Consider the following 25,350-nt stretch of genomic DNA (forward strand, 5'->3'; position numbering starts at 1 on the left):
TTCCCGCTCAGTTCAGGGCGCTGAGCTTCTTCCAGTCGTCCCAGCTGTAGACCCAGTCGGAGATGTCGCTGTCTTCGGTCGACAGGCTGACGTCCGAACCGGTGATCTCGACGGGATCGCCGAAGATCGCGGTGTCGTAGTACTGCTTGGCGCGTTCGGTGGTGAGGTTGATGCAGCCGTGGGAGACGTTCTGAGAGCCCTGCACTCCGGCCGACCAGGGGGCGGCGTGAATGAATTCGCCGTTGTTGTGGATGCGCACCGCCCACTGCACGTCGGTCTCGTAGTCCCACTGTTCTGAGGTCATCGTGTAGTCCGCGGACTTGGCCATGACAACGTGGGTGCCGTTGTACGACGGGGACTTCGGGGCGCCGAGCGAGGCCGGGAAGTCCATGACCTCTTTGCCGTCGCGGGTCACCGTCATCCGGTGGGTCTTCGCGCTGGCCTCGACGACCTGTTTGCGCCCGATGTCGAAATCGAGGGTGAGATCGTTCTGCCCCACACTGTTCTCTCCGGTGGGCACGTTCTTCAGCGGCGCATCGACGGAGACCTTCGAATGCGCGGGCCAGAACTCCTTGGGCCGGAAGTGCAGGCGGGACTGCGGGTCGTCGGGCAGCCAGGCCCACGAGCCCTCGATCTTGCGCTCCTTGCCGTCCTCATCGGTGACCTTCACCGACAGGCGGTGTTCGACGTCGTCGCGGAATTCCTTGGACACGGTGGAGCCGAAAGTGAGCATGATCGGGGCTGCGACACCCACGGTCTGATCATCGGACAACGTCGTGCGCACCGACATCGGCGAGGCATCGGAGGAGCCGACGGTGACGTCGGTGGAGACATCGACCTCGTCGCCATCAGGTGTGGTCGCTGTGGCCGTGAGTGTGTAGCTGCTGTCGGCGACGAGGTCGTAGGTCGAGACCCACGTCGTGGAATCATCGGGGGCCTCGACCGCCTCGGCGTCGTCGCCCTTCTTCGCCTCCTTCGTCGCTTCGGAGTCTGTGGTCTCACTCGGGGTCGACGATCCGGCCTGCGCGTCCTCATCTGCCTTGAGGGCCTGGCCGTCGGTGTCGAAGAACTTCCCGGAGTCGGCCGAGATGCGCGGGTGGTCCTCCTCGGTGAGGGTGATGTCGGTGAGTGTGGCGTTCTCGACGGAGATGCCGATTCGGTTCCCGGGGTCGAAGTCCAGTTTGTCGCCGGTCTCGATGGCCTCGCCGAACTCATCGCCGGTGGGAATCCCGGCAGGTGAGGTCGCATCGTCGCTCGCTGAAGCCGAGGAGGTCGGGTCCCCGCTGGGCTGTGCCGTCGACGTCGGAGCGGTCGTCGCACCGGACTCGGCATCCTCGCCGGTGATCGTTCCGACACGGAAGACGGGTTCGTCGGCCGCCTCGGCGGTCTTCGCATCATTGCGGGTCGCGTCAGGGTCGGAACTCGACGGCGTGCACGCCGTGAGCAGGGCCAACGCCGAAAGGCCGGCAACGGCCCCAAAGAACTTCGTGGACAACAGGGAAACCTCGTTCGAGCACAGGGATGAGAACTGCGAGCAATGCTAGTGAAGTGAAATCACGAAAGTATTAAAGAATCCGCATATCTTCCCCGGATCGGGCGCTCACAGGCGGGAGAGGTCGGTGCTGACCTGGGCCGACGGGAGATAAGGGGAGTTGTGGAATTGTGATCTTCGGGGAAAGAGGACTCCCCGTGCACCCGCCAGAGCTCGCTTACCCTTGCTGCCTTCCGGCCCTGGGGGAGTTCACAAGATGGCGCCGCACGGGGAGCCAGCGACCAGTCTAGTCGAGAGCATCCTCGGGGGACAAAACGAGGGTCGTCTCGTGTTCCCGTGACTGCCGATTCAGTCGTACCAGAACCAGCGCACCCGCACCGAAGACCAGGCTCAGCCCGACCTGGACGAGGCAGGCGAGAGCGAACGCCGAGTCGTATCCGAGACTGAGCGTGAAGACGTGGAAGAGTGCCCCGAGCAGCGCCACCCCGACGGCGATGCCCGCCTGCTGCATCGTTGAGATCAGACCTCCGCTGAGACCGGCGACCCGGTCGGGGACCGCCCCGACGACGGTGCCGACCAGGGGCCCGAACTGGAGGGCCTGAGCGGCGCCGAGGACGATGCCCGGCAGTTGGAACCACAGGTTCCACTCCGTGGCCGGTGCCTCGGCCGAGGCCCATGCGACGCCGAGGAGGCTGATCACCTGCACGGCGGTGCCGAGGACTATCGTGCCCGGTCCGCCGAGGCGTCCGACGAGGCGGGGGACGAGGAGAGAGACGATGAGGAAGGCCGCAGCGAAGAGACCGAGGGTGAGGCCGGAGACCACGGCGGGGTCCCCGTGGCCGGTCTGCGAAGTGAGCGCGAAGTTGTAGAGGAAGGTGCCGAAGCCGGCGAAGAACAGCAGGGCCATGACCATCCCGATCCAGGCGGCGGGCACGCGCACCACCTGCGGTGGGATGAGCGGATGACGTCCGGTCGCCTCGGCGCGGTTCTGCCAGGCCGCGAAGGCGATGAGGGCGACAGCGCAGACGGCCAGCAGGATCGCCGGCAGCGGCAGCCATCCGGTGACGGGTCCGAGTGCGAAGCCGATGACGAGGCTGACCATGCCGATGCCGAGCAGGATGGCGCCGGGCACATCGAGGGGCGCCGGATGCGCGCTGCGGGACTCGGTGAGCTTGAGCGAGCCGAGGAAGGCAGCCAGGGCGACGACTCCGCAGCCGAGGAAGGCCGCTCGCCACCCCCAGGTATCGCCGAAGGCAGAGATCAGGCCCCCGCCGAGGACCTGGCCGCCGACGGTGCCGACGCCGGAGAACGCGCCGAAGAGGCTGAGCGCCCTGAGCCGAGCGGACCCGGCCAACGCGTGCTGGAAGCTCGCGAGGATCTGCGGCATCATCACCGCCGCGGCCAGTCCCTGTCCGGTGCGTGCGACGAGCAGGGTCAGCGAGTCCGGGGCCAGCCCGACGGCGAGGGAGACGAGGACGAGGGCACCGGTGCCGATGGTGAACAGGCGGCGCCGACCGAAGCGGTCGCCGATCCGGCCGCAGAGGATGAGCCCGGCTGCGAAGGCCGCGGAGAAGAGACCGACGACGAGCGCCGAGGTCGACTCCCCGGCACCGAGATCCGCCTTCACTGCGGGGATGGCGACGTTGGACACGGAGAACATGAACGTGGCGAGGAAGGCGCCGAGGTGGAGCGGCCAGAGGGTCGGGGTCGGTGCGTCGGTGGATACGGCGCCGTCGGCGGTTGTGTGCTCGGGAATGTTTCTCATGTCTCCAGTGTCGAGCCCGTCATCCGTTTCCGGGAGGGCGTGTGGATGGTGTTGGTCGCACCACCTGGATAGGCGGGGCGGTTCGGGCGGACAATGGAGGCATGGCACAAGTGAGAAACGAGGAGCTCGGACTCTTCCTCCGCTCGAGACGCAACCGGGTGCGCCCCTGCGACGTGGGCCTGGCGACAGGCGGACGCCGTCGGGTGCCGGGGCTGCGCCGTGAAGAGGTCGCGGTGCTCGCGAACATCGGCACCAGCTGGTACACGTGGCTCGAGCAGGGACGCGACGTCCAGCCGTCGGAATCGGTGCTCGAATCCATCGCCGAGGCGCTCCTGCTCGACCGTGAGGAGCGTGCCCATCTCTTCCTGCTCGGCGGGTATCCCGACCGGGTGGCGAACCCCGGGGATTCCGCGGTGGGGGAGGCGATGCGCACCCTGCTCGACGAGATGCTGCCGCTGCCGGCGATGGTCACGGACCCGCGGAACACAGTGCTCGCGTATAACTCGGTGCAGCGGTATCTCGCCTCCGACCTCGAAGAATTCGCGGCGGGGGAGCGCAACTGCGCCATCCAGACCTTCGAGAATCCCGAATGGGCGCGCGCCTTCCGCAGCGACGACGGGCACCGGTCGCACCTGGTGGCGAAGCTGCGGGCCTCGTACGCGGAGTCGATCGACGACCCTGAATGGTCGCCGCTGCTGAGCCGCCTGCGTCGTCATGAGGAGTTCTGCCGACTCTGGGATTCGGGCGCAGTGGGACGCTCGGCCGGTCGGGTCAAGAGCATCGAGAACCCGTACGTCGGCACACTGAAGATGACGATGACGACGATGATCGCGCAGGAGAACCAACGGCTGACGCTCTCGGTCTACCAGCCCGTGGACTCGCTGACCCGGTCGCGGTTGGAGACCCTGCACGGATGGATCAACGACGGCAGCATCGAGCGCAGACGCGCCGAGGTGCTCAATGGCACGGTCGACGCGGCAGTCGGCGGGGAGCCTGTTCACCTGCGGATCGTGTGATGGTTCACACTCGTCCACTGCGATTTCGCATTGTCGTCGCGACTCGGATAAGCTGATCCGCGGAGGATTCGCCTAGTGGCCTATGGCGCTCGCCTGGAACGCGGGTTGGGTTAACGCCCTCAGGGGTTCGAATCCCCTATCCTCCGCCACGGAAGTCCCGGTCTCGCAGTCGCTGCGGGCCGGGACTTCGCTCATTCACCGGCGGGCCCCCGGTCAAGCCGGGGCGTTGCGCAAGCCAGATGACGGTGTATGGCGAAGTACGTCATTGTGACGGCGTGCGTCGGTGTGCGAAGACACGGTGCTCGCAGTGGTGTGAGTCTCACTACGCTGGCTACGTCAATCACCTGCGACCGCCGACAGTGGTGGAAAGGGGCGAAACGCCATGACCGAAGCCAGCACGCAGCCATTCATCTCCGCCAACCCGATCTACACGGGCGAACCCGAAGACCTCAAGTTCGCCTACTGGGTGCCCAATGTCTCAGGCGGCCTGGTGGTCTCGAACATCGAACAGCGCACCGACTGGGGATATGACTACAACGTCAAGCTCGCCCAGACCGCCGAGAACGTCGGCTTCGACTACGCACTCAGCCAGGTCCGCTACCTCTCGAGCTACGGGGCGGCCCAGCAGCACGAGTCGACCTCGATCTCCCTGGCGCTGCTGCTCGCGACCGAGCGGCTCAAGGTCATCGCCGCCATCCACCCCGGCATCTGGGATCCGATGGTGCTCGCGAAGTACATCCTCACCGCCGACCAGTTCTCGAAGGGTCGCGCGGCGATCAACGTCGTCTCCGGATGGTTCAAGGACGAGTACACGAAGCTCGGCCTGCCCTGGCTCGAGCACAACGAACGCTACCGTCGTTCCGCGGAGTTCATCGAGGTCGTCCGCAAGCTCTTCACCGAGGAGAACGTGCAGTTCCGCGGCGACTTCTACACCGTCAACGACTTCACCCTCCGGCCCGGGCCCTACCCGGTCGAGGGCCGGCGTTACCCGGAGATCTTCCAGGGCGGGAACTCCACGGCCGCCCGTGACAACGGCGGCCGTCACGCCGATTGGTACTTCTCCAACGGCAAGGACTTCGACGGCTTCCGCGAACAGTACGACGACGTCACGAAGGTCGCCGAGGCGAACAACCGGAAGGTCCGCTTCGGTCTCAACGGCTTCGCGATCGTCCGCGATACCGAAGCCGAGGCCCGCGAACAGCTGCGCGAGATCATCGCCCACGCCGATGAAGAGTCGGTCAACGGCTTCCGCAAGTCCGTCCAGGAGGCCGGTGCCTCGACCTCGGACAAGAAGGGCATGTGGGCCGATTCGAGCTTCGAAGACCTCGTGCAGTACAACGACGGTTTCCGCACCCAGCTCATCGGCACCCCCGAGCAGGTCGCCGACCGGATCATCGAGTACAAGAAGCTCGGCGTCGACCTCGTCCTCACCGGGTTCCTCCACTTCCAAGAGGAACTCGAAGCGTTCGGCAAGACCGTCATCCCGATCGTGCGCGAGAAGGAAGCCGAACTCGTCAACAAGGGTCTGCTCACCCCCGCCGGTGTCTGAATCCGCTGGAGAGAGTCGCTCAGGTAACGCGAAACTCGAAAAACGCGTCGCCAGTGACGACTTTTTCGAGTTTCGCGCTACCTGAGGCCAGTTTGCCGCCGAGGGGCTACCGGGCCGCCGGGGCGCGGTTCGTCACTTCACACTGAACGACGGGGACTTCAGCGTCAGCTTCGTCCGCAGCTGAGCGCCGGTGAGGCTGGCGGTCTTTCCCGCCACCGAGGTGGCCTTCACCGTCTTCACCAGGCCCGACCCGGTCTTCGCCACCGACAGGGAGCGGACATCGCCGAGACCGAACGCCTTGGCCATAGCGGCCTGTTTGACCGTCACCGTCCACGAGGCATTCGGGTTCTTCGCCGAGGCATATTTCGACGGAGAGTCATCGACGGAGACGAGGTAGGGCACGGATGATCCCCACACCTCGGCGGCCGAATGCGTTGCGCCACCTGCCGAAGAGGTGTAGACGGCGTCGATGAGGCCGCCCTTGTACGTGATGACACGGGCCGACTTCACAGTCGATCCACTCGCCGTCTGGGTCGCCGCCACGGCCTTGCGCCACGGACCCGAGTCGCTCGCGTGCTCATGGTTCCAGCCGAGGAAGCGCTGCGAGGCCACCTCGTCGTAGACATTGCATCCGCACGCGGCCTTCGGCGCACCGAGGTTGCGGTAGGCGTAGGTGCGGGAGGCGATCGCCTGGGAGCGCAGCGCCTCGGACTGCCAGGATGCCGGCATCTCGGCGATCCCGGGCAGATACTCCCTGTTGAGCTTCAGCACGTTGACGACGTTGAGCGTCTTATTCAGCTGCCCGATCTCGAGGCGACCATGCCGGTAGGTGCCGCTCGCTCCGTTCTGCGCCCCGCTGACCGACACCGTCGTCGCTGATGAGCCCTTCCAATACCGGGTGCCCTGCCATTCGACGACGAGCTTCGACCCCGCATAGCTCTTCGATCCGATCGTCGCCTCAACGGTGCCGGACGATGTGCGTTCGATGGTGGTCTTGGCCCCGGATTCGACGGTCTTCGACCCGACCTTGACGCGCAGGCGCCCGGAACGCGGGGTGACAGTCACCGACTTCTTCCCGGTCAGCAGCTGGACCCTGAGGCTGTCATCGGCGTTCTTCGACGTCGTCGTCACGTTCGCCGAGTGGTAGTAGTGCTCGAGGATCTGCGTCGAGGACTTCCCGGCCGCAGCCATTCCGCGCGCCCCGTACTGACTCATACCCACACCGTGGCCGAAGCCCGAGCCCGTCACCGTGAACGACGAAGGGGCCGCCGCCTTCGGCGTCTTCGCAAGCGTGACCTTCGCGCCGGACTTCGCCGTCCAGACGATGCGACCGTGCTGGAACTTCTGCCTGATCTCGGACCCGGACCGATACTCATTGCTCGTCGGATATCCCAACGGCCCGCGCTCCCAGCCGGACTTCTTCCACGCGGTGCGGATCGCACCCCATGTGGCATGCGCGCCGGTTGCCTTCGTCCAATGGATGCTGCCGTGCTTGAACGACTGATAGCAGCCTTTGTGAATCAGCGTGCACCGCTGCGGCCCGGTGGCCGGGCCGAGCCTGCCCCCATTCCCACCGAGCGATTTATGCATCGTGCCGATCGCCCCGGATGCGGGGTACGCGGCATGCGCAGGGGTCGGAGTTGCGAAGAGTGTGAGCAGGAGCCCGATGAGCAGAGTCGCGAGGGCAGGGCTCGTCGCCTTGACGAACGGGGAAGCTGGCATGATCAGATCATATGCTGGGCTGTCAAGATCTCAGGTGACGAACGGAAGAACTCCCCGAGACGATCGTCTCGGGGAGTTCTTTCCCGGCCCCGCCTCGGCGAGGGTTGCGCGGTCCCTGCTCAGCTCAGCCTCTCGGCGATCGCCTTGTTGAACGCGTCGAGGTCGCCGGGGTTGCGGGAGGTGATGAGGTTGCCGTCGACGACGACCTCGGCGTCGGTCCAGTCGGCACCGGCGTTGATGAGGTCGGTCTTCGTCGCGATGAAGGACGTGAGCTTCCGTCCCTTCGCCACGTCCGCCTCGGCGAGGATCCACGGGGCGTGGCAGATCGCGGCGACGGGTTTGTCGGCGGTGAAGAACGCCTTTACGAGGTCGACGGCGTCCTCATTCAGCCGCAGGGCGTCGGCGTTGAGGGTGCCGCCGGGCAGGACCAGGGCGTCGAAGTCATCGACCGAGGCATCGGCGACGGGAACGTCGACATCGAAGGTCTGCGCATGCTCCCAGTCCCCTTCCATCGCCTGCAGCGTTCCCTCGGACGGGGAGACGATGACGGTGGTTGCCCCCGCCTCGTCGAGCGCCGCGCGAGGGCTGGTCAGTTCGACCTGCTCGACACCGCGGGTGAGCAGGAATGCGATCTTCTTATCAGAGATGGCCATGATGGTGCTCCTTTTCTGTGTTGGATTCTTCTCTGTCGTGTCGGTTGTCGTGATGGGTGGTCAGTGCAGTTGCGCCCGCTGCTCATCGGTCAGCGGCTTCGCGGGGAAGCGCAGCAGAACCTTGCCGGCCGGATGAGCCGTGAGCAGATGCCGGTAGGCGTCCTGGACCTCGTCGACGTCGAAGACCCGGGCGATGGGCACATGGATGTGGCCGTAGGCGATCGCCTGACCGAGCCAGATCATGTCCTCCCGCCGGGCTGCCGCCTCTCCGGCGGTGCTCACCCCGTGGGTCTCCGCGACGGCGGGTCCGGCTCCGATCGAGACGATGCGCTCGGCCGGCACGCCGAAGTCGATCATCGCCGCGACCTCGTCCTCACCCTGAGTCGAATACGCGGCCTGGATCCCGTTCGGAGCGGCCTCACGGACCCGATCCCACAGACCCTGACCGTAGGCGACCGGTTCGACGCCGAGGCTTCTCAGCAGGGCATGGTTGCCCTCACTGGCGCTGCCGATGACCCGCACGCCGAGGTTGCGGGCGAGTTGGGCGACGATGATGCCGACGCCGCCGGAGGCCCCGGAGACGAAGAGCGTCTCGCCTGCGCTGAGATCCAGGGCGCGGATTCCGGACAGCGCGGTGCGCCCGGTGATGTAGAGACCGCCGGCGGTGTCGATGCCGAGGCCGCGCGGGATCCGATCGAGACGGTCCGCGGGGTCCTCGATGAGCAGCTGCTCGGTCTGTGCCTGCTTCGGCAGCCCACCGTAGACGAGGTCGCCGGGCGTGAAGTCCTCGACTCCGGCACCGACGGCGGCGACGACACCGGAGAAGTCGACTCCGTTGCCCGAACTGCCGTCGACTGTGCCGAAGCGGCCGCCCTGGAGCATCTTCCAGTCCAGGGGATTGAGCCCGGCGTAGAGGACGGTGACGAGGACCTGGCCGGGGCCGACCTCGGGGGTGGCCACCTCGGCGAGGTGGAGCTGATCGATGTCGCCGTTGGAGGTGTACTGGACGCGTCGTGCCATGCTGTGCTCCTGATCGATTGACGAATCGGTGCGTTCGACGGGGTCACGGCCTGCGCCGATGCCCACAGCAGGGACAACGACGACGGAGGCGAACTTGTTCCATCTCAGTGCGTTTCGTATCAGGAAAGGCCGCACTCCCCGGGCCGTACGGGCCAGGGGAGTGCGGTGGGGATGCGAGCCGCTCGAGGCGAGCGGATCGCGGGACGCTCGAGGGGAGCGGTCCGGGGAGACGGCTCAGAAGTGCGGGAACTCCAGGCTGTAGCTGATGCCTGACTGCGATGCCGAGGTGATCTTCACCGTGCCGTAGTGCTTCTTGCCGACGGCGGTGACGGTGCAGCTCTGCGAACCTCGGCGATCGTAGATCCTCAGGTCGGAGTAGCAGTCGACGTCGTCGACCGTGGTGCCCTGCTTCGCGTAGGCGTTGACGATGTCGTCTTCGAGGACGTCCGCCGGGATCTTCCCGTTGCCGTCATAGTCGAGTTCGACCCCGTTCTCACCGATGCGTGGGCCCGAGTAGCCGTCGTTCTCGGTCGTGGAGCTTGAGGAGGTGCCGGAATCGCTGCCCGGGGTCGAGTCCTGCCCCGCGGGGGCGGACTCCTCGGCAGCGGGGGCGCCGGCATTCTCGGAGTTCTGCTCCTGCTCCTGGCCATGCTCCTGGACCTGTTCCTGTCCCTGGCGGGTGTCCTCCTGGCCGAAGGAGATGTGCATATCGCAGGCGGAGAGCGTCAAGGTTGCGGCCAGGAGGCCGGTGGCGGTGAGGGTCTTGAGGATGAGCGAGGTCTTCATAAGAACTCCTGAGATTTCGTGCGGTCGATCAGTTCTCTTCAAGCCTCTCAGCGCGGGCCTCTCACCGGGGCCGATTCGTGTTCGCATCCGGTGACTCATGTTCCAGAGCGGACACATCGGCCTATTCTGGTAAGGATTTCCCGTCGACGATGTCGAGAATCGCCCCGCGGCTTCGTCCCAGGGATGTCAGCAAGCACAACCGGTGCGAGCGGCACGAGACAAGGAGACGATCATGGCCAAGTACCTCATGCTCAAGCACTACCGGATGCCCGAGCAGTACATGGAAGCCACCCCGATGGACGAATGGAGCCCCGACGAAGTCGATGCGCACATCGCGTACATGAACGCCTTCGCCGCCCGGCTCAAGGAGACCGGCGAGTTCGTCGACTCCCAGGCATTGCAGCCCGAAGGCACCTTCGTCCAGTCCGGAGGGGCCGGCAAGCCGCCGGTCACCGACGGGCCCTTCCCGGAGACGAAGGACCTCATCGCCGGTTGGATGGTCATCGACGTCGAGAACTACGATCGCGCTCTCGAACTCGCCGCGGAGCTCTCGGCGGCACCGGGCAAGGACGGGGAGCCGATCAACGAATGGCTCGAACTGCGCCCCTTCCTCGACCACGCCCCCTGCGTTGACGAATAGGAACCCCGGGACATAACCATGGGAACTCTGCCGGAGGGCGATCCCCTCGCCGAGGTTGAGCTGCGTGAGCTCGTCCCCGCCGTGATCGGCATCCTCCTCGGCCGTGGAGCAGACTTCGCGGCCGCCGAGGATGCCGTTCAGGACGCGCTCATCGAGGCCCTGCGCACGTGGCCGGACAACCCGCCCCGGGATCGGCGCGGGTGGCTCGTGACCGTAGCGTGGCGGAAGTGCCTCGATATGATCCGCGCCGAAGGCGCGCGGGCCAGACGAGAGGAGAGAGTCGCGGCCGCCACCCTTGCCGAATCCGGGAACTCGGCCGGGTCCGGGACTGATAGCGTCCGGAACGCCGACGACACCCTCGACCTGTACTTCCTCTGCGCCCACCCGCAGCTGAGCCCATCCTCGGCGGTGGCCCTGACCCTGCGGGCCGTCGGCGGACTGACGACGAAGCAGATCGCCGAGGCCTATATGGTCCCCGAGGCGACGATGGCCCAACGCATCAGCCGCGCGAAGGCCACGATCGCCGGCCGCCGCCTCGATCGACCTGGTGACCTGTCCTCGGTGCTCACCACCCTCTACCTCGTGTTCAACGAGGGCCACTCCGGGAGCCTCGACCTCGTCGCCGAAGCGATCCGCCTGACTCGGACGCTTGGCACGATGACGGACTCGGCCGAGGTCGACGGGCTGCTCGCGCTCATGCTCCTCCATCATGCACGCCGGGCCGCCCGCTTCGACTCCGCCGGACGGCTCGTCGCCCTGGCCGATCAGGATCGGAAGAAGTGGGATCGCCGGCTCATCGGCGAAGGAATCGGGATCCTCCAGGCCGCGCTCGCCCGCGACCACCTCGGCGAATACCAAGCGCAGGCGGCGATCGCAGCACTGCACGCCGACGCTCAGCACGTCGACGACACCGACTGGGTGCAGATCGTCGGTTGGTACGACGAACTGCTGAGTCTGAGAGACACCCCGATCGTGCGCCTCAACCGAGCCGTGGCGATCGGTGAGGTCGACGGGCCGGCGACAGGACTGGCCGAACTGCGCGGACTCGATGAAAATCTGCCCCGCTACTTCGCCGTCTCAGGCCACCTGCACGAACGCTCGGGAGACCTCACGACAGCCGCCCGCCTCTGCACTCGGGCCGCCGAACGGGCCGCCAGCCTCGCCGAACGTGATCATCTCCACCGGCAGGCGGCACGCGCACGGTCGGGGGAGGATTAGGATCGAAGAGAGCATCCAGCTCACCCTCCCAATCCGCGAACCCGTCATCGGGTTCCGTTCCCGAGTTCGAAAGGGGCCGAATCCGTTTGAGCCACGTGCAGGAGTTCTTCCGCATCCCACCGGGCGAACGCGACCACATCCCCGCGTTCCGCGTCGCCCTGGGAGTCGCCATCCCGCTCCTCGTGCTGCTCGGAATCGATCGCCTCGACCTCGCCGTCTACGCCGCCTTCGGGGCGTTCACCGGCATCTACGCCCGCTTCGAATCCCCGCGCTCACGCACCCGGAGGCAGTCGATCGCGGCGATCATCCTCGTCGTCTGCGTCGGCATCGGTGCCACGCTGTCGACCACACATGCCTCGATCTGGGTGCTCATCGTCGTCACCTCGCTGGTCTCGGGGATCGGTGCGTCCCTGGCCCTGCGCTTCCGCCTCAAACCGGGCGGGTCGATCTTCTTCATCTTCGCCACCGGAGCCGTCGGGTCGATCCCGAACGGATCGCCGGTGCCGATCGCACTCGGGGTGGCGGCCGCCTCGGCGCTGGTGAGCATCGGTTTGGGCGCACTCGCCCACCTCGCCGGCGAACGGATGCCGCCGGAGCGGCAGACCTACGTGCGCGTCGGGCTCTCCCCGGTGGGCAAGCGCGAACTCGTCGCCCACGCCACCCGCTTCACCATCGCCCCGCTCATCGCCGGGATCCTCGGCACCCTGCTCATCGACGTGCTGCCGATCCTGTCCCACAGCTACTGGGCGATGGTCGCCGCGGTCGCCCCGATCACCCCGCCGGGGCGCTCTGCCAGGCTCAAACGCGGACTGCACCGCGTGGTGGGCACACTCGGCGGTGTCGTCGTCACGGCCTTTCTGCTCTCATTCCCCACCGCGGACTGGCAGATCGTCGTGTGGGTGATTCTGCTGCAGTTCCTCGCCGAGATCTTCGTCCTGCGCAACTACTCGGTGGCCCTGTTCTTCATCACCCCGCTGGCGCTGCTGATGACGCAGCTCGGCCACCCTCAGCCGGTGGCGGAGCTGCTGACCTCGAGGGCCATCGAAACCGTCATCGGCGTTCTGGTCGGACTCGTCGTCGTCCTCCTCGGATTCAGCCGGGAGCGGAAGCGTGCGACCGAGATCGCGGCCTCTCCGCACTCCGATGACGACGACTGAACGGACCGGTGGCGGCCACGCCGATCACAGAGTCCGGTGGCGGCCGATCGGCAGCATCAGCGGCTGACCGGAGACGGGGTCGTCGACGATCCGGTTCGCCAGGCCGAAGACCTCTTCGACGTTGTCCTCGGTGAGCACCTCGGCGGGGGTGCCTGCGGCGTGGATGCCTCCCGCGGCGAGCATGATCAGTCGGTCACAGTAACGGGCGGCGAGGTTGAGGTCGTGGAGGACCATGACGATCGTGACTCCGGAGCGTTCGTTGAGCTCGGTGAGCAGATCGAGCACCTCGACCTGATGATTGACGTCGAGGAACGTTGTGGGCTCATCGAGCAGCAGGATGTCGGTCTGCTGAGCCAGGGCCATCGCGATCCACACCCGCTGCCTCTGACCGCCGGAGAGCTCGTCGACGGAGCGATCGGCGAGGTCGGCCGTCCCGGTGGCGTCGAGCGCCTCGGCGACGGCGAGGTCATCGGCGGCGCTCCACCGGGAGAATGCCCCCTGATGCGGATGACGGCCGCGACCGACGAGGTCGGCGACGGTGATGCCCTCCGGAGCGATCGGTGTCTGCGGGAGCAGACCCAAGGTCCGGGCGAGCTGTTTGGCCGGCATCGAATGGACGTGACGCCCGTCGAGGATCACCCGACCCTGACGCGGGGTGAGCAGACGCGACATCGATTTGAGCAGCGTCGACTTGCCGCAGGCATTGGCCCCGACGATGCCGGTGATGTCTCCTGCAGGCAGTTTCAGGCTCAGACCCGAGATGATATCGGCGTCTCCGTAGGACAGATGCAGATCCTCAGCTGCGAGCGAATGATCCGTGGTCACAGGGAGCCTCCCGAACGATTGATCCTGATGATGAGGTAGAGAAGATACGGGGCGCCGAGGATGCCCGTGACGACGCCGACCGGATAACGGGTGCCGAGTACGAACTGGCCGACGAGGTCGGCGGTGAGCACCAGCAGGGCTCCGACGAGTCCGGCGGGAATGAGCGGTGAGGGGCCGGGACCGGTGAGCCTGGCGGCGATCGGCCCGGACAGGAACGCGACAAAGGCCACGGGCCCGGCCGCCGCAGTTGCGAACGCGATGAGCCCGACGGCGGTGACGATGACGAACAGCCGGGTCCGGGAGACCCGCACGCCGAGGGCCTCGGCGGTGTCGTCCCCGAGTTGGGTGATCGCGAGATTCTTCGACTGGCCGATCAAGAGCGGGCAGAGGAGTACCAGGGCGATGAGGACCGGGATCACCGCATCCCAGTTCGCGCCGTTGAGACTGCCGGCAAGCCAGCGCAGCGCCTCCTGCAGATCCCACTGTGCGGCGCGGGTCAGTTCCCAATTGATGAGCGCCGTGAGCATCGAGGAGATGCCGATGCCCACGAGGATGAGGCGGATTCCGGCGGCCCCGTTCGTGAAGGCGAGAGCGTAGATGAGCAGGGCGACGCCGAGGCCCGCGACGATCGCGAGGACCGAGACGCCCGTGCTGCCGAGGCCGAGGGTGACGATGCCGAACACCGCGGCGGCCGAAGCTCCGGAGCTGATGCCGATGATGTCGGGGCTGGCCAGAGGATTGCGCAGCATCGTCTGAAAAGTGACTCCGCCGAGGCCGAAGCACAGTCCGACGAGCACGGCCAGGACCGCTCGGGGCAGCCGGAGTCGACCGACGGTGAACGAGGCTCCGGGCACCTGCTGGCCGGCGACGACACGCGCCACCTCGTCGATGGGGTAGAAGGTCTGACCGATCATGAGACTGGCGACGAAGACGGTGATGACGAGCACGGACAGGACGGTCACGACCGACGCCCAGCGTCGGGTGCGGGCACGACGCAGCCCGGCGACCGCCTCGGCGGTGGTGGACGAAGTCAGCGAACGGGTGGGGGTCGGACTCACAGCGACTTCACCTTCTGACGGCGGACGATGGCGATGAAGAACGGTGCGCCGATGAGCGCGGTGAGGATGCCGACGTCGAGTTCGGCGGGGCGGGCGACGATGCGTCCGAGGATGTCCGAGGCGGTCAGCAGGCCGGCGCCGGTGACCGCGGAGAACGGCAGCAGCCACCGGTGATCGACGCCGATGAGCAGTCGGCAGGCGTGGGGGATGACGAGTCCGAGGAAGCCGATGGGCCCGGCCACGGCAGTGGCGGCACCGCAGAGGATGACAGCACTTGCGGCGGACAGGGCTCGGGTCAGGCCCACGTGCTGTCCGAGGCCGGCGGCGAGTTCGTCGCCGAGGGCCAGGGCGTTGAGCCCCGGCGCGCAGTAGATGCTGAGGAGGAAGCCGCCTGCGAGGAAGGGCAGGATGAGTTCGACCGAGTCCATCGTCACTCCGCCGACCCCGCCGATCTGCCAGTCCCTGGCGAGGTCGGCGATGTCACCGCGGGGGAGCACGACGGCGGAGATGAACGAGGACAGCGCGGCAGCGGTGGCGGCACCGGCCAGGGCGAGCTTGAGCGGGGTCGCTCCCTGCCGTCCGAGGGAACCGACGGCATAGACGAACACCGAGGTGACGGCGGCACCGGCGATGGCGAACCAGATGTAGCCGGACGCGCTGGTGAGGCCGAAGCTCGCGATGCCGATGACCACGGCCAGGGAGGCGCCGGTGTTGACACCGAGGATGCCGGGATCGGCCAGTGGATTGCGGGTCACTCCCTGCATCACGGCCCCGGAGACGCCGAGGGCGGCACCGACGCAGACGGCCAACAGGGTCCGCGGGATGCGTTTGGCCACGGCGGCCTGGTCGAAGCCGGAGGCGGATCCGCCGAGTGCGGCGAGTGCATCGGCGAGGTCGACGCTGCGGGAGCCGATCATGATCGAGGCGACCATGAGGGCGATGACGAGGGCGAGGGCGGCGCACATCCACAGGAGGCGGACGTGAGTCGACCGCCGCAGCCGGGCGGCGGTCGACTCGACGGTGGTGGGAACGGTCATCGAGGTCGGTGCGTCCTACTTGCCGTTCGACGCGGCCGCGTCGAGTTCGTCGAGGTAGTCATCGAGGATGAACGAGATCGACAGCGGGGTCGGGTTCGCTGCAGTGCCCAGGGGCTGATCGCCGGGCAGGTTGACGATCGCGTCGTTCTTCACTGCGGGCATCTGCGAGAGCAGTTCGTCGTCTTCGAGGGTCTTGACGAGTTCGTCGTCGCCGTAGGTGACGATGATGTCGACGTCGTCGAAGACATCGGCCTGTTCGGCGCTGACCTTCGAGGAGAACTGGTCGGTCTTCTCCGAAGCCTTCGCGATGCTTGCCGGTGCCTGCATTCCGAGGTCGTCGAAGAACATCGCCCGGGTGTCATGCGTGGTGTAGAAGTTGACTTCGGAGAGGTCGGAGGGGTCGACGTGGGTGAGGAACATCGTCGACTTGTCCTTGATCGCCGGGTGGTCGGCGACCTTGTCATCGATCTCGGATTCGAGCTCTCCGATGAGCTTCTCGCCCTCGTCCTTCATGCCGATGGCTTCGCTGTTGATCTCGATCATCTCCCGCCAGGGTGTGCCCCACGCGGTCTCCGGGTAGGCGACGACCGGCGCGATCTCCGACAGAGTGTCGTAGTCCTCCTGGCTCAGGCCCGAGTAGCCGGCGAGGATGACATCGGGCTGAGTGTCGGCGACGGCCTCGAAGTCGATGCCGTCGGTCTCGTCGAACAGGGTCGGGGTGTCCGCATCGAGTTCCTCGAGCTTGTCCTCGACCCAGGGAAGGACGCCGTTGCCGTCATCGTCGCCGAAGTCGGCACTGGCCATCCCGACGGGGACGACGCCGAGGGCCAGCGGCACCTCATGGTTGGCCCAGTTGACGGTGGCTACCCGTTCGGGCTTCTTCTCGATCTCCGTGGTGCCGAGGGCGTGTTCGATCGTCACCGGCTCCCAGGAACTGTCTCCCGAGTCGGCATCGGCGGAGGAATCGGGTGACGAGCAGGCCGAGAGGACGAGGGCGGTGGCCATGGTGGCGGTGAGTGCCATAGCGCGGACTGAACGGGTCATTGCTGCCTTTCGCAAGATGCTTGAGACACACCTGGAAAGAAGAAGAAATTAGGTGTGCCTTATCAAAGTATCCGAGGGAAAGGGTTGGCGCAATCGAGCAATTCTGACAGCCGGTTTCGTCAACCGGACACGTGGAGGGGTGGCTCTGCTCTGAACTGGGCCGGGGTGGTTCCGATGATCCGTTTGAAGGCTGTGGTGAATGCGCTCGCCGAGGCGTAGCCGACATCGACGGCGGCATCCGGGATCTCATGGCCGAGACCGATGAGGGTGATCGCATGTTGGATGCGGGCGGTCGTCACCCACCGGTTGAAACTCAGTCCCGTCTCGGCGGTGAAGGCGCGCGTGATGGTGCGGGCGCTCGTGCCGAGGCGTGTCGCCCATTCCTCAAGGGTCGTGGGGTCACTCGGGTCGGTGAGCACTGCGTCGACGATCGGTGCCAGAAGCTCGGCGGTCGGGCGGTGGAGGAGGACCTCGTGCTCGGCGGGAGTCATGACGTCGAGGATCATCGCCTCGGTCAGGCCGTAGGATTCTGTCTGCGGCTCCAGGGTCTGCAACCGGGCGAGAAGCAGACGCAGCAGCGGATGGATTCTCACAGCCGTCGGCACATCGGAGATCGGGGGATCGTCGACATCGAACTGGGCCGCATTGACGACCACTCCGGCGGGCGTCCACCCGGAGTGCGGAACGCCGGCCGGAATCCACATTCCCAGCGGTGGCGTGATCGTCCACGTCCTGGCGCCGATCGACACCGTTCCCACACCGTGCTCCCGCCACAGCAGTTCATGGGTCGGATGGGAGTGTTCGGCCCAATAGGTCTCACGGTCCATCGTCTCCGCGGAGCCGAGGATCTGCATCGGCAGACGTATCTGCCCTGCGGAGTAGCGGGGCAGTCGGCGCTCGGTCACGTGTGCTGAAGCCGAGTCCCGGGAGTGGAACGGTTTGATCGTGGTCACGGCCTCAGAATACGCGGCCTCAGGGTGCAGAGGCGTTCGGGTGCCGGGTGTGGAAGTCCGTGGACTGCTGGAACGAGTGCCCGGCGGCAAGCAGCAGTTCTTCGCGGAAGTCGCCGGAGACGAATTGGGCGGCCAGCGGAGTGCCCCGGTCGGTGAACCCTGCCGGCATGGTGATCGAAGGCATCCCGCAGCTGTCGATTGGTGCAGTGGGAACCGTCACGGCGGCGAACAGCTCGGGATCGGAGCCGAGGCTCTCCATCTGCGTTTTCGTCGGCGACCCCACGCCGATTCCGGGCAGGAGAAGCAGGTCGATATCGGCCATGAGGGACCGCATCCGTCCGGTGAACGCCCGTCGGGACTCGAGCAGGTCGTGGTAGTCCATGGCGGTGTGGCCGCGTCCGATGTCGATGAGGCCGGAGAGATCCGGGCCGTATTCGTCCTTGCGGGCGGGGTAGGTCTCCGCATGGACTGCGGCGGTCTCGATCCCGCACAGGGCGGTCCAGTCTTGGGCCGCCTCGGCGAAATCGGGGGTGCGGACATCGAGGACGCGCCAGCCGAGTCCGAGGATCGTCTCGATCGTCGTGTCCAGCATCGCATTGGTCGCATCGTCGAAGTGTGCGGCGGCCAACTCACGGTCGAATCCGACGACAGGTGCCTGATCAAGGTGGAGGCGCTGGGAATAGCGAGGGACCGGCTCGAGCGCCGAGGTGGGATCGAGCGGGTCGCGTCCGGCGATGGCTTCGAGGACGATCGCAGCATCCCGAGCACTGCGGGTCATCGGGCCGATGTGGTCGAGGCTCGGTGCCAACGGGAAGACACCGTGCCGGGAGACTCTGCCCCAGGTGGGCTTGAGACCAGTGACTCCGTTGGCTGAGGAGGGGAGGCGGATGGAGCCGCCGGTGTCCGATCCCAGAGAGCCGAAGCACAGGCCCGCCGCGGTGGCCACTCCGGACCCCGACGAGGACACCCCCGGCCAGGTGTCGGCATCCCAGGGGTTGACCGGAGTCGGCAGGTCGGGGTGATGTCCGGTGAAGGCACCTTCTGTCAGGCGCAGCTTACCGAGGATGACGGCTCCGGCACGACGCAGCCGCGCCACGACGGTGGCATCGGAATCGGGGCGATGGTCGGCATGGATCGTGGTTCCGGCTCCGGTAGGGGCATCGTGGGTGTCCGCGAGGTCTTTGACCGCGACGGGCACTCCGTGCAGATCACCGAGCCAGTCGCCGCGGGCGAGGAGTTCATCGGCTCGGTCGGCTTCGGCCAGTGCCGATTCGCTCATGATGGTGACGTAGGCGTTGAGTTTCGGATCCGAGGTCTCGATGCGGGCGAGCATCGACTCAGTGACCTCTCGAGAGCTCAGCTGCCTGGCGCGGATGAGATCGGAGATCTCGTGGAGTTGACGGTAATGCAGGTCGGTTTGTGCCGCTGTAGTGCTCATCGTGCCTCCTGGCCTCTGGTGAGTGGGACGGGTCCGATCACTCGGAGCGCCGCCGTTTGTATCCTAACCGGGGGGGGGCGCCCGGGCAGTCACTCCTTTTTAGGCCGTCTCACCAGCGAAGATCTCGTGGTTCACCCGCCGGCGAGCTCGCGCAGTGCTCTGATGTGGGAGTCCAGCCGTCCCCGTCCGTCAGTGCTGATCGAGACCCAGGTGCGCGGCCGCTTGCCCACGTACCCCTTCTTCACCTCGACCAGTCCGGTCTTCTCCAGGGCGGTGATGTGGCGGGAGAGGACGGAGTCGGAGACGCCGAGGCTGTCGCGCAGCAGCTTGAACTCCGCCCGCTCCCGGTTCTTCAGGCTCGAGACGATGCCCAGCCGGGTGGGGTTGTTGAGGTCCGGTTCGAGCTGTGCGATCGAATCGCCGAGGTTGGGGATCGCTTCGTCCTCTGCCGCGTGTGCGTCGGTTGCGTGGTCGTCGGCGCGCGCGTCGTCGGGGCCTGAAGTGGAGTTCTGTTTCGTCGTCATTGTGGTTGCTCCTTCAGTGAGCTGGTCCGTGTCGGCCGCTGGTTGACTGCAGTGGCGCTGGCTGACTGCAATGCCGAGATTGTTTGGTCGATCCGCCTCGAAATCGTGCTCCGAAACACGGTGGATCGACCAAACAATCGGTGTATTCCGCTCAGCGGCGCAGGGCCAGTAGGGAAAAGACCGGGGCCGCGACCCACAGGAGTCCTGCGGCGAAGAACGGGACCGGTGTCGAGGCGGCGAAGGAGTCGGTCATGACACCGCCGATGAAGCCGATGACGATGACAGCCAGCCAGGTGATGAGTACGGCAGTTGAGCGGCGGCTCCAGCTCAGGGCCTTGATGAGGTAGACGACGAGAGCCGGTATGAGCCAGGCCAGCCCGGCCCCGAGGATGATGAGCTGAGTGGTGTTGTCCGTGATGAGACCGACAGCGACGAGACCGACCGACAGTCCGGCCGAGAGGACGAAGAACAGCGTCACCAACGGCCAGGCATCGTTCGTGCGGGCCTGTGTCTGACTGGCCTCGGCCTGGGCGAGGAGTTCGTCGGCCTGCTCCGGGGTGGGGGTGGTGTTCATGGCGGATCCCTTTGCTCGGGCATCGGCGGGATGTCCGATGCGATCTGCGGAAGTAGTTCTACAGTAGCAACTACTTTCCATCATGGAAAGTAGTTTCAAGAAGAAGTTTCCGCCGGCGGTGGGCGGTACCCAAGAGTGCTGAGGTGAGAAGTGTGTCAGAGCGCCGAGGCGGCGACCGTGGCGGCGAGCTCCGTGGCCTTCTCGAGGTGGTCCGCGGCGACCTCGCCGGTGAAGATCAGCGGGTCGAAGGCGAGCGCCCACCCCAGACCGGTCGTGATCTGCTTCATCGCGGTCTCGGCCCCGGTGGTGTCGTAGCCGCCGTGGATCCAGTAGGAGAACGGCCGGCCCGCGGTGGGATCGCGCACCGCATCATAGGTGGTGTCGAAGAAATGCTTGAGGGCGCCGGAGATATAGCCGAAGTTCGCCGTCGTGCCGAGCACATACGCATCGGCGGCCAGGACATCCTCGACGCCGGCCTCCAACGCCGGTCGAACGGCGACCTCGATGTCGCCGAGCTCGGGAAGGCGCAGCCCGGTCAGGGCCGCCTCGGCGATCTGCGAGGTGGGATCGGACGGTGAGTGATGAACGAGCAGCACGCTGACCATGGCTCCACCCTAGCCCCGGGAATGACTCGGGTCAGCCCCCGCGCATAAGGTGGTGCCATGGCCGTCATCTTCGATCCGATGCGCGGACGCACCCGTCCGGCAGCCAGTCACCCCGACGATGAGATCGTCGACGTCCTCACCCGCGACTATGCGAGCGCGGACTGGGCGGTGCTCACCGGCGCGGGGATGAGCACGGATTCCGGCGTCCCGGACTATCGCGGACCCGACGCGACCCCGCGCAACCCGATGACCATCCAGACCTTCCTCTCCCACCCGGATCAGCGGGCACGGTACTGGGCGCGCTCCTGGGTCGGCTGGCCCCGGATGCGCGGCGCCCGACCGAATGCCGGGCACCTTGCGCTGTCCGGGCTGCCCGTGGCCGGGATCGTCACGCAGAACGTCGACGGACTCCATCAGGCCGCCGCCGAGGCGGTCGCCGCCGACCGTGCCGACCGTGGCGAGGATCTCGTGCCCAGTCCCGTCATCGACCTCCACGGCAGCCTCGACCGGGTCGTCTGCCTGCAGAACGGGCACCTGTTCGACCGTGACTGGGTGCAGCGGAGGCTGAGCGAACTCAACCCGGACTTCGCCCACGAGGTCGGCATCGACCCCATCGACGTCGAGACCGCTCCCGACGGCGACGTCGAACTCGACGACACTGCGGGATTCGTCGTCCTCGACTGCCCCGAATGCGGGGGACTGCTCAAACCCGACGTCGTCTACTTCGGCGACTCGGTGCCGCCGGCCAGGCTGCAGAAGGCGAACCGGATCTGCGATGACGCTGCAGGGCTCGTCGTGCTCGGATCCTCTCTCGCGGTGCTTTCGGGCCTGCGTTTCGTCCGTGCTGCCGCGAAGGACGGCAAACCCGTCGTCATCGTCACCGACGGTCCCACCCGCGGCGACGACCTCGCCGACTACCGCTCGATCTCCCGGGTCGCCGAGTTCGTCACCCTGTGGGCAGCGAGATGAGCCTGCAGGGAGGGGTGACCGGCGAGCCTCCAGGTCAGACGGTTCGCCCACGTCCAGGAGAGTCCAAGCCGAGGATGTAAGACTGAGAACCATGAGTGACAATCTGGCACGCGCCGAACGACTGCGACTCGTCGACACCGCCCGCCGAGCGGGGGAGGACGCCCCCACCCTGTGCGAGGGGTGGACGACCAGAGACCTGGCCACCCACCTCATCATCCGCGAACGGCACCCTTCGGCGGCTCGGGGCATCTTCGTCTCGAAGTTCGACGACCGCAGGCAGGCGAAGGAGAACGACTATGCGTCGATGCCCTATGCGCAGCTGCTCGGCCTCGTCGCCTCCCCGCCGAAGTGGACGCCGGGGGCCCTGCCCGGAGTCGAGTCCGTGATGAACACGACCGAATTCCTCGTCCACCACGAGGACATCCGCCGCGCAGCCATCGAGTGGATCCCGCGCCGATTCTCCCAGGCGGAGACCGCCACAGTCTGGGCTCAGACGAAGGTCGCGCTCCTTCCATTTGCGGCGAAGGCCGAGGGGCCCGTGACGATCGAGGCACCGGGATTCGGCATCCGCAGGGCGGGTAAGAAGCGCTCAGGCAACGGCGTCACGATCACCGGTGCGCCGCTCGAGCTCCTCCTCTACCTCATGGGCAGGCAGGACCACGCTCTCGTCGACGTGCGCTGAAGGTCGGGATTTCCTCCACCGGCTCGGGGGATTGGTCCCTGTCGCGAGGCTGCTGCGGATTCCTAGGCTGGTCTCATCAGCCATCGCAGAGGAGACCCCGCATCATGAACGCAGCACCCGTCCCGACCCCCGGACAGTTCGACCAGCCCCAGAACACCGGACCGGTCTTACCGCCCCATTCTCCGCTGGGCTACCCGGACGGCCCGCAGAGCTACCAGGCCGCCGGCAGCTATCAGCGCACCGAGGAGGACCCGGGCAAGGTGCTCGGCATCATCTCACTGGTCGCCACGCTCTCGACCTTCCTCGGCTTCAACTTCATCGGACCCGTCATCGGCATCATCACCGGTCACATGGCGCGCAGGCGCTCGCGCGAGGACGGTCGCGCCGACAATGAGATGGGCAAGTGGGGACTCATCCTCGGATACGTCTTCCTCGGTCTGCTCGCCCTCGGATGGGCACTCGGCATCTCGTTCGGCATCGTCAGCGGGCTCGCCGGACTCATGGCCGGCTGACCGGTTCGGCCACCCTGTGGTATGCACCTGCATTCCTCGTCCAGCGGCGCCTCGCATCCTCAATTCTGAGGGCGGGGCGCCGCTTCGCGGTGTTCGATCCGGCCCTCGAGGGCGGTCATCGTGTCCGCGACGCTGAAGCCGAGATCCCGATTGAGTGCGAGCATCGGTCCGTTGTTCGTCGCCGTGTACGTCTGCACCCATTTCGCCGAGGTGGTCGCCGGCACCGCCGGCAGCTGACGCAGATTCGCGACCTTGAGCGCCCGACCGATTCCCCGCCCCCGATAGGCACGGTCGACGAGCGTGTCCTCCTGAATGACGATCTCCGGGTCGTGTGCTGACACCATGATCTCCGTATACCCGACGGCGAGATCACCCACATGGGCCATCGAGCCGACCAAGACCCAACCCTGATCGTCCATCCGCTCCTCATGGCTGCGGATCGCAGCGGTGCTGGCGTGGCTGACCGAGCGAGTGAGGTCCCCGACGGGCACGTCCTCGTCCATCTGCTCGCGCAGTCTGGTCCAGGACTCGAGGACCTCCTCGGGGCACGCGCCGATCCACGAGGTGACCGAGAAGTCCGGATCCGCTTTGAGCACGGGCACGGTCGTCGACGCCCCGGAATCCTTGTACCTATCGGCATCGGCGCGCAGATAGGTGGGCAGATCGAGCAGCAGCCGGTGCTCCTCATTGCCCACGCTCATGCCCCGGGTCTGGGCGAACGCGACTCCGGCCGGGCAGTAGGTCTCGGTCTGGACGATCGTCGACGGCCGGTCGGCGTCGGTGAGTATCTGCTCGACCGCCTCGGCGAGGGCAGTGCCGATACCTCGGCGACGGCAGGGCGGGATGACACCGAGCTCGGTATACGCCGGAGATTCGGCGGTGAGGTTGATCTCGGCGCCTCCGACGGCCTCTTCGTCGAGGTGGGCGACCAGGGCGATGTCCGTCTTGTCCGTGCGCGGATGGGCGAACTGGGTCAGCGTCGTTTCGGGGCTGCGCCACCAGGCCGCGGTGCGATCATTCGTGTAGGCGGTGCGCATGAGGTCGTTCCATGCGACCAACGCGTCCTCATCCGTGTGATCGATGCGGGTGATCCGAATCTCAGACATGAGATGAGTCGACCACGGTCCGAGGGTGTTTTCAAGCACAGCAGGGCCACCGGTGCCGGATCACCGGGGTTCGTCGGAGCCGTCGCTCAAGTCAGGATGGTCGGAGCCGTCGCTCAAGTCAGGATGGGACGGATCGGCGGGGTCCGCCTCGGCGTGGGGGTCGTGCTTGGGCAGGCGGGAGCCGATGTGCGCGCCGGGTTTGGTCATCACCCGGTGGACGAGCCACGCGCCGAGGCTGAAGACGATGATGATGGCGAAGGTGAGGAAGATGACCGCACCGAGACCGGGCTCCATCACTTGGCCATTCGCCGACGGTCGAAGTAGTTCGCGAAGCGGGCCTTGAACGAACTCATGCCGATCGAACCGCCGACCCGCACGAGGGGTCTGCGGCCGGTGGGGACGGCGTTGACCACGGATCTCACGCTGCCCCAGGACTTCGAGAGGTGCTCGACGTCGACGGCCCAGTCGTCGGGGACGACGACGGTGACCGAGCCCATGCCCGCGACGATCTCGACCTCGATGACCTGCAGGTCAGTGTCGACCTCGAGGAAATTCAGTTCGATGTTCGACATCGAGGGTTCGCAGCGGATGTAGGGCGGCACCGCCCAGCGCGCACGGCGGACCTCAGACTCCCAGGCGGCCTTGATGACAAGCGGATCGAAGCGGTCACGTCCCTGGATCGCCCGCCCGCGGTCAGCGGCGGGTGCGATCGCCGAGGTGGGGCGGAAGCGATCGGAGGGCAGTTCGATGGTGAGGTCGGCGAGCACCTCGTCGAGGTCGATGGGGAACTTCGCGGCGTGGACCTTCTCCATCCGTTCGTCGAGCTCATCGACCGTGATCCGTCCGTCCCCGGCGGCTTCGCGGAGGACCTCGATCGCCTCGTCGCGTTCTCTATGGCCGATGCGGAAAGTCTTCGCGGGGTCGTTGTCGGCGGGGTCGGAGGGATTGGGCTGGGTCATGATCTCTATCGTGCCTGATCGTGCGGTGAGCGACAACGGCGGGAGC

26 protein-coding genes, 1 tRNA gene and 1 other RNA gene are annotated in these 25,350 nt (G+C 66.6%); 9 read left to right on the forward strand and 19 right to left on the reverse strand.

From position 1 onward, the window contains the following. Positions 1-7: 7 nt before the first annotated feature. From GUY23_RS04745 to GUY23_RS04755, 3 genes are all read right to left on the reverse strand, one after another. The gene (locus tag GUY23_RS04745; protein ID WP_228282739.1) at positions 8-1,495 is read right to left on the reverse strand and encodes an Ig-like domain-containing protein; all 1,488 of its coding nucleotides are present in this window, start codon (positions 1,493-1,495) and stop codon (positions 8-10) included. Positions 1,496-1,675: 180 nt separating this feature from the next. Continuing rightward, an RNA gene (gene ffs / locus GUY23_RS04750) (signal recognition particle sRNA small type) lies at positions 1,676-1,771 on the reverse strand. Positions 1,772-1,778: 7 nt separating this feature from the next. Then, on the reverse strand, positions 1,779-3,257 hold the full coding sequence (locus tag GUY23_RS04755) for an MFS transporter (RefSeq protein ID WP_166970193.1): 1,479 nt from the start codon (positions 3,255-3,257) through the stop codon (positions 1,779-1,781). A gap of 101 nt (positions 3,258-3,358) precedes the next feature. On the opposite strand from GUY23_RS04755, the gene GUY23_RS04760 reads away from it, so the two are divergent. The 3 genes from GUY23_RS04760 (at position 3,359) to sfnG (ending at position 5,822) form a co-directional block, all read left to right on the forward strand. Further along, on the forward strand, positions 3,359-4,273 hold the full coding sequence (locus GUY23_RS04760) for a helix-turn-helix transcriptional regulator (RefSeq protein ID WP_166970194.1): 915 nt from the start codon (positions 3,359-3,361) through the stop codon (positions 4,271-4,273). A gap of 61 nt (positions 4,274-4,334) precedes the next feature. After that, positions 4,335-4,422 (forward strand) — tRNA-Ser (locus GUY23_RS04765). Positions 4,423-4,655: 233 nt separating this feature from the next. Continuing rightward, positions 4,656-5,822, forward strand: coding sequence for a dimethylsulfone monooxygenase SfnG (gene sfnG / locus GUY23_RS04770; protein ID WP_166970196.1), 1,167 nt, complete (start codon positions 4,656-4,658; stop codon positions 5,820-5,822). A 132-nt stretch (positions 5,823-5,954) separates the two neighbouring features. Here the strand turns inward: sfnG and GUY23_RS04775 are convergent, their stop codons facing one another. The 4 genes from GUY23_RS04775 to GUY23_RS04790 all read right to left on the reverse strand — a co-directional run bounded on the left by GUY23_RS04775 (position 5,955) and on the right by GUY23_RS04790 (position 10,003). Next, on the reverse strand, positions 5,955-7,544 hold the full coding sequence (locus GUY23_RS04775; RefSeq protein ID WP_166970198.1) for a SpoIID/LytB domain-containing protein: 1,590 nt from the start codon (positions 7,542-7,544) through the stop codon (positions 5,955-5,957). A gap of 119 nt (positions 7,545-7,663) precedes the next feature. Further along, a complete protein-coding gene (locus GUY23_RS04780) occupies positions 7,664-8,197 on the reverse strand; it encodes a type 1 glutamine amidotransferase domain-containing protein (RefSeq protein WP_166970200.1) in 534 nt (177 codons plus the stop codon). A gap of 60 nt (positions 8,198-8,257) precedes the next feature. Continuing rightward, a complete protein-coding gene (locus GUY23_RS04785) occupies positions 8,258-9,217 on the reverse strand; it encodes an NADP-dependent oxidoreductase (RefSeq protein WP_166970202.1) in 960 nt (319 codons plus the stop codon). Between the two features lie 234 nt (positions 9,218-9,451). Next, the gene (locus tag GUY23_RS04790; protein WP_166970204.1) at positions 9,452-10,003 is read right to left on the reverse strand and encodes a hypothetical protein; all 552 of its coding nucleotides are present in this window, start codon (positions 10,001-10,003) and stop codon (positions 9,452-9,454) included. A gap of 232 nt (positions 10,004-10,235) precedes the next feature. Here GUY23_RS04790 and GUY23_RS04795 point away from each other — a divergent pair, with 232 nt between their 5' ends. The 3 genes from GUY23_RS04795 (at position 10,236) to GUY23_RS04805 (ending at position 13,018) form a co-directional block, all read left to right on the forward strand. Continuing rightward, positions 10,236-10,643, forward strand: coding sequence for a YciI family protein (locus tag GUY23_RS04795; protein WP_166970206.1), 408 nt, complete (start codon positions 10,236-10,238; stop codon positions 10,641-10,643). Between the two features lie 18 nt (positions 10,644-10,661). Then, on the forward strand, positions 10,662-11,861 hold the full coding sequence (locus tag GUY23_RS04800; protein ID WP_166970208.1) for an RNA polymerase sigma factor: 1,200 nt from the start codon (positions 10,662-10,664) through the stop codon (positions 11,859-11,861). Positions 11,862-11,956: 95 nt separating this feature from the next. Then, positions 11,957-13,018, forward strand: coding sequence for an FUSC family protein (locus tag GUY23_RS04805; protein WP_228282827.1), 1,062 nt, complete (start codon positions 11,957-11,959; stop codon positions 13,016-13,018). Between the two features lie 24 nt (positions 13,019-13,042). Here GUY23_RS04805 and GUY23_RS04810 read toward each other — a convergent pair whose 3' ends face one another. From GUY23_RS04810 to GUY23_RS04850, 9 genes are all read right to left on the reverse strand, one after another. Further along, the gene (locus tag GUY23_RS04810; protein WP_166970212.1) at positions 13,043-13,843 is read right to left on the reverse strand and encodes an ABC transporter ATP-binding protein; all 801 of its coding nucleotides are present in this window, start codon (positions 13,841-13,843) and stop codon (positions 13,043-13,045) included. Further along, positions 13,840-14,901 (reverse strand): FecCD family ABC transporter permease, encoded by a 1,062-nt coding sequence (locus GUY23_RS04815; RefSeq protein ID WP_228282740.1) that lies wholly within the window; start codon positions 14,899-14,901, stop codon positions 13,840-13,842. The genes GUY23_RS04810 and GUY23_RS04815 overlap by 4 nt, the downstream gene beginning before the upstream one ends. Beyond that, positions 14,898-15,938 carry a FecCD family ABC transporter permease gene (locus tag GUY23_RS04820; protein WP_166970214.1) on the reverse strand — a complete coding sequence of 347 codons (1,041 nt, stop codon included), beginning with the start codon at positions 15,936-15,938 and terminating at the stop codon, positions 14,898-14,900. The genes GUY23_RS04815 and GUY23_RS04820 overlap by 4 nt, the downstream gene beginning before the upstream one ends. A 15-nt stretch (positions 15,939-15,953) precedes the next feature. Further along, on the reverse strand, positions 15,954-16,961 hold the full coding sequence (locus GUY23_RS04825) for an iron-siderophore ABC transporter substrate-binding protein (protein WP_228282742.1): 1,008 nt from the start codon (positions 16,959-16,961) through the stop codon (positions 15,954-15,956). Between the two features lie 140 nt (positions 16,962-17,101). Beyond that, a complete protein-coding gene (locus GUY23_RS04830; RefSeq protein ID WP_166970218.1) occupies positions 17,102-17,935 on the reverse strand; it encodes a helix-turn-helix domain-containing protein in 834 nt (277 codons plus the stop codon). A 19-nt stretch (positions 17,936-17,954) separates the two neighbouring features. After that, on the reverse strand, positions 17,955-19,373 hold the full coding sequence (locus GUY23_RS04835; protein ID WP_166970220.1) for an amidase: 1,419 nt from the start codon (positions 19,371-19,373) through the stop codon (positions 17,955-17,957). Positions 19,374-19,504: 131 nt separating this feature from the next. Beyond that, positions 19,505-19,897, reverse strand: coding sequence for a winged helix-turn-helix domain-containing protein (locus GUY23_RS04840; RefSeq protein ID WP_166970222.1), 393 nt, complete (start codon positions 19,895-19,897; stop codon positions 19,505-19,507). A gap of 151 nt (positions 19,898-20,048) precedes the next feature. Further along, positions 20,049-20,471 carry a hypothetical protein gene (locus GUY23_RS04845; protein ID WP_166970224.1) on the reverse strand — a complete coding sequence of 141 codons (423 nt, stop codon included), beginning with the start codon at positions 20,469-20,471 and terminating at the stop codon, positions 20,049-20,051. 155 nt (positions 20,472-20,626) lie between these two features. Next, the gene (locus GUY23_RS04850) at positions 20,627-21,076 is read right to left on the reverse strand and encodes a flavodoxin family protein (RefSeq protein ID WP_166970226.1); all 450 of its coding nucleotides are present in this window, start codon (positions 21,074-21,076) and stop codon (positions 20,627-20,629) included. A gap of 57 nt (positions 21,077-21,133) precedes the next feature. Here GUY23_RS04850 and GUY23_RS04855 point away from each other — a divergent pair, with 57 nt between their 5' ends. The 3 genes from GUY23_RS04855 to GUY23_RS04865 all read left to right on the forward strand — a co-directional run bounded on the left by GUY23_RS04855 (position 21,134) and on the right by GUY23_RS04865 (position 23,239). Then, positions 21,134-22,045, forward strand: a complete 912-nt coding sequence (locus tag GUY23_RS04855) for a Sir2 family NAD-dependent protein deacetylase (RefSeq protein ID WP_166970228.1) — start codon at positions 21,134-21,136, stop codon at positions 22,043-22,045. 91 nt (positions 22,046-22,136) lie between these two features. Next, positions 22,137-22,727, forward strand: a complete 591-nt coding sequence (locus tag GUY23_RS04860) for a TIGR03085 family metal-binding protein (protein ID WP_166970230.1) — start codon at positions 22,137-22,139, stop codon at positions 22,725-22,727. A 104-nt stretch (positions 22,728-22,831) separates the two neighbouring features. Next, positions 22,832-23,239, forward strand: coding sequence for a DUF4190 domain-containing protein (locus GUY23_RS04865; protein WP_166970232.1), 408 nt, complete (start codon positions 22,832-22,834; stop codon positions 23,237-23,239). A 59-nt stretch (positions 23,240-23,298) separates the two neighbouring features. Here GUY23_RS04865 and GUY23_RS04870 read toward each other — a convergent pair whose 3' ends face one another. From GUY23_RS04870 to GUY23_RS04880, 3 genes are read right to left on the reverse strand one after another with little or no spacing between them, the layout of a single operon-like run. After that, complete coding sequence (locus GUY23_RS04870; RefSeq protein WP_166970234.1) at positions 23,299-24,345, reverse strand: GNAT family N-acetyltransferase; 1,047 nt, start codon at positions 24,343-24,345, stop codon at positions 23,299-23,301. 60 nt (positions 24,346-24,405) lie between these two features. Further along, a complete protein-coding gene (locus GUY23_RS04875; protein ID WP_166970236.1) occupies positions 24,406-24,642 on the reverse strand; it encodes a hypothetical protein in 237 nt (78 codons plus the stop codon). Further along, positions 24,639-25,304, reverse strand: a complete 666-nt coding sequence (locus GUY23_RS04880; protein ID WP_166970238.1) for a DUF1707 SHOCT-like domain-containing protein — start codon at positions 25,302-25,304, stop codon at positions 24,639-24,641. The genes GUY23_RS04875 and GUY23_RS04880 overlap by 4 nt, the downstream gene beginning before the upstream one ends. Positions 25,305-25,350: the final 46 nt, after the last annotated feature.

The organism is Brevibacterium atlanticum, assembly GCF_011617245.1.
Lineage (GTDB): Bacteria > Actinomycetota > Actinomycetes > Actinomycetales > Brevibacteriaceae > Brevibacterium > Brevibacterium atlanticum.

Coding starts and splice junctions, on each gene's coding strand:
- GUY23_RS04855 (WP_166970228.1), top strand. CDS start 21,134: ATGGCCGTCATCTTCGATCCGATGCGCGGACGCACCCGTCCGGCAGCC.
- GUY23_RS04880 (WP_166970238.1), bottom strand. CDS start 25,304: ATGACCCAGCCCAATCCCTCCGACCCCGCCGACAACGACCCCGCGAAG.
- GUY23_RS04760 (WP_166970194.1), top strand. CDS start 3,359: ATGGCACAAGTGAGAAACGAGGAGCTCGGACTCTTCCTCCGCTCGAGA.
- GUY23_RS04795 (WP_166970206.1), top strand. CDS start 10,236: ATGGCCAAGTACCTCATGCTCAAGCACTACCGGATGCCCGAGCAGTAC.
- GUY23_RS04865 (WP_166970232.1), top strand. CDS start 22,832: ATGAACGCAGCACCCGTCCCGACCCCCGGACAGTTCGACCAGCCCCAG.
- GUY23_RS04790 (WP_166970204.1), bottom strand. CDS start 10,003: ATGAAGACCTCGCTCATCCTCAAGACCCTCACCGCCACCGGCCTCCTG.
- GUY23_RS04785 (WP_166970202.1), bottom strand. CDS start 9,217: ATGGCACGACGCGTCCAGTACACCTCCAACGGCGACATCGATCAGCTC.
- GUY23_RS04850 (WP_166970226.1), bottom strand. CDS start 21,076: ATGGTCAGCGTGCTGCTCGTTCATCACTCACCGTCCGATCCCACCTCG.
- GUY23_RS04825 (WP_228282742.1), bottom strand. CDS start 16,961: ATGGCACTCACCGCCACCATGGCCACCGCCCTCGTCCTCTCGGCCTGC.
- GUY23_RS04835 (WP_166970220.1), bottom strand. CDS start 19,373: ATGAGCACTACAGCGGCACAAACCGACCTGCATTACCGTCAACTCCAC.
- GUY23_RS04820 (WP_166970214.1), bottom strand. CDS start 15,938: ATGACCGTTCCCACCACCGTCGAGTCGACCGCCGCCCGGCTGCGGCGG.
- sfnG (WP_166970196.1), top strand. CDS start 4,656: ATGACCGAAGCCAGCACGCAGCCATTCATCTCCGCCAACCCGATCTAC.
- GUY23_RS04840 (WP_166970222.1), bottom strand. CDS start 19,897: ATGACGACGAAACAGAACTCCACTTCAGGCCCCGACGACGCGCGCGCC.
- GUY23_RS04845 (WP_166970224.1), bottom strand. CDS start 20,471: ATGAACACCACCCCCACCCCGGAGCAGGCCGACGAACTCCTCGCCCAG.
- GUY23_RS04780 (WP_166970200.1), bottom strand. CDS start 8,197: ATGGCCATCTCTGATAAGAAGATCGCATTCCTGCTCACCCGCGGTGTC.
- GUY23_RS04775 (WP_166970198.1), bottom strand. CDS start 7,544: ATGCCAGCTTCCCCGTTCGTCAAGGCGACGAGCCCTGCCCTCGCGACT.
- GUY23_RS04755 (WP_166970193.1), bottom strand. CDS start 3,257: ATGAGAAACATTCCCGAGCACACAACCGCCGACGGCGCCGTATCCACC.
- GUY23_RS04860 (WP_166970230.1), top strand. CDS start 22,137: ATGAGTGACAATCTGGCACGCGCCGAACGACTGCGACTCGTCGACACC.
- GUY23_RS04870 (WP_166970234.1), bottom strand. CDS start 24,345: ATGTCTGAGATTCGGATCACCCGCATCGATCACACGGATGAGGACGCG.
- GUY23_RS04800 (WP_166970208.1), top strand. CDS start 10,662: ATGGGAACTCTGCCGGAGGGCGATCCCCTCGCCGAGGTTGAGCTGCGT.